This window comes from Vibrio sp. D173a, from assembly GCF_030248475.1.
The window spans coordinates 1-1,731 of sequence record NZ_JAHGAH010000491.1; the positions used below are offsets into that span (position 1 = coordinate 1).

Below are 1,731 nucleotides of genomic sequence, written 5' to 3' on the forward strand. Positions count from 1 at the left end.
TTGTAGCACTTAGAAATTATGGCTCACATAAAAAGTATGAGAATAAATATCAAGGCGTTAATTCTCGTTTAGACGAGATTCAAGCGGCTATGTTACGAGTTAAACTGCAGCATTTGGATAAGGAAACCGCACATCGTCAGCACATCGCACAATTGTATCTTGACGGTATAAACAACCCAAAAATCACCTTGCCAAAGTTAGCAATGAAGGAGGGGCATGTTTGGCACCTTTTCGTTCTTCGCACTTCAGACAGACCTGCACTAATGGAACATTTGGTGAAAAACGGCATACAAACTTTGATTCACTATCCAACTCCTCCTCATCAACAGGCGGCTTATCAGGACTTTTCACACTTGTCACTGCCTTTGACGGAAAGAGTTCAACAGGAAGTAATTAGTATTCCGATGGATCCAACATTGTCGATAGATCAGGCTAAAGAGATAATCTTTGCCATTAATAAGTTTTAGGTTATTTAAATGAAGAAAATAATAGATGATTTAGTGGTTGCGATTTTTACATATAAGCAACAAGAGTATATAGAAGCAGCGATCGATTCCATTTATAACCAAACTGTTTGGCCGAAGACTCTTTATATCTTTGATGATTGCTCACCGGATAATACTGGTGATGTAATAGACTCTGTTGTTGAAAGGGCACCTGAAGGGCTTTCAATCGAAGTTGTAAAAAACGATGTTAACGTAGGTTTAGTATCACAATACAACAAACTTATTGGTAAGTTTGATAGTACATTGGTGGTCATTCAAGCAGGTGATGATGCATCTAAGCCTCACAGATTGGAGACTCAGTATAACGCATGGAAAAAATCTCCTGAAATAAAATTAGTATTGTCCCAGTTTGACAAAATAGATAAAAATGGAAATTTTGTAAGTGGAAGGGATTTGAATGAAAAGTTTGAACATACGATACCATTTATAGTTTCTAGAAAAATAAGCCCTGCAGGTTGTACAGCGGCTATAGATTCTGAGTTATTTAATGAATTCCCCCCTATTGCAAAGGATGTTATCAGTGAAGACCGAAATTGATTATCGCTATGACGTGGGAATCAGTACATTAAAAACTGAAACCAAAGAGAAGTATGTTTCGGCTTGGAAGACCACATTTGCTCGTGAGTTAACTGAAATTCCAGTTAACATCTCTGACTGTAGAGTGACGGGGAATAATAAATTTATTAGAGCCTTAGAGATAAGAGAGAAATACATTATTCTACTTAATGATCTTTTTCATGGCCAATTTGATAGTAAGACTTCTGGTTACTTCGCCTTTTTCAAAAGGGGTATTAACCCAGCTAAAGTGTTTAGCTTTAGGCAAAAAATGAGAAGATACTTTAAGAATCGAGGGTAAAATGAGTACACTAAAGAAAATAGTACGCTATTTAACCAAGAGAACACCAGAGAAAATACTTCCTATTGATATCCAAATAATGTATTTCTTTCGTGATCATGGCATGAAATATATGTCTAAGTACTGGAAGAATAAAATATATTACAAATTCAATGTAGATATCGGTGTTGGCTCCCAGATAGAAGAAGGTGTTCGTTTTACTCATCCTGTAGGGATTGTTATTGGAGATGACGCTATTGCTCAAAAAGGAGCAATAATCCTTCAAAATGTAACGATAGGAGGATCTTTCAATTCCGGATCTCCGCAGCTTATAGGCTCTGGAACAATACTATGTGCAGGGGCAAAGGTCCTAGGGAAAGTCGAAGTTGG

At 36.9% G+C, this 1,731-nt stretch carries 3 protein-coding genes and 1 pseudogene; all 4 read left to right on the top strand.

Annotated features, from left to right (window positions below):
• Positions 1-467 (top strand): DegT/DnrJ/EryC1/StrS family aminotransferase (locus KIV40_RS27000; RefSeq protein WP_285352255.1); only part of this gene is annotated, 467 nt, incomplete at its 5' end.
• A gap of 9 nt (positions 468-476) precedes the next feature.
• A complete protein-coding gene (locus tag KIV40_RS27005) occupies positions 477-1,043 on the top strand; it encodes a glycosyltransferase (protein ID WP_285352256.1) in 567 nt (188 codons plus the stop codon).
• A complete protein-coding gene (locus KIV40_RS27010; protein ID WP_285352257.1) occupies positions 1,027-1,362 on the top strand; it encodes a hypothetical protein in 336 nt (111 codons plus the stop codon). Before KIV40_RS27005 ends, KIV40_RS27010 begins: the two co-directional genes overlap by 17 nt.
• Before the next feature lies 1 nt (position 1,363).
• Positions 1,364-1,731, top strand: a pseudogene (locus KIV40_RS27015) (hypothetical protein); the annotation flags it as partial.

Excerpts from the sequence above, each read along its gene's own strand:
- KIV40_RS27005 (WP_285352256.1), top strand. The coding sequence starts at position 477 with ATGAAGAAAATAATAGATGATTTAGTGGTTGCGATTTTTACATATAAG.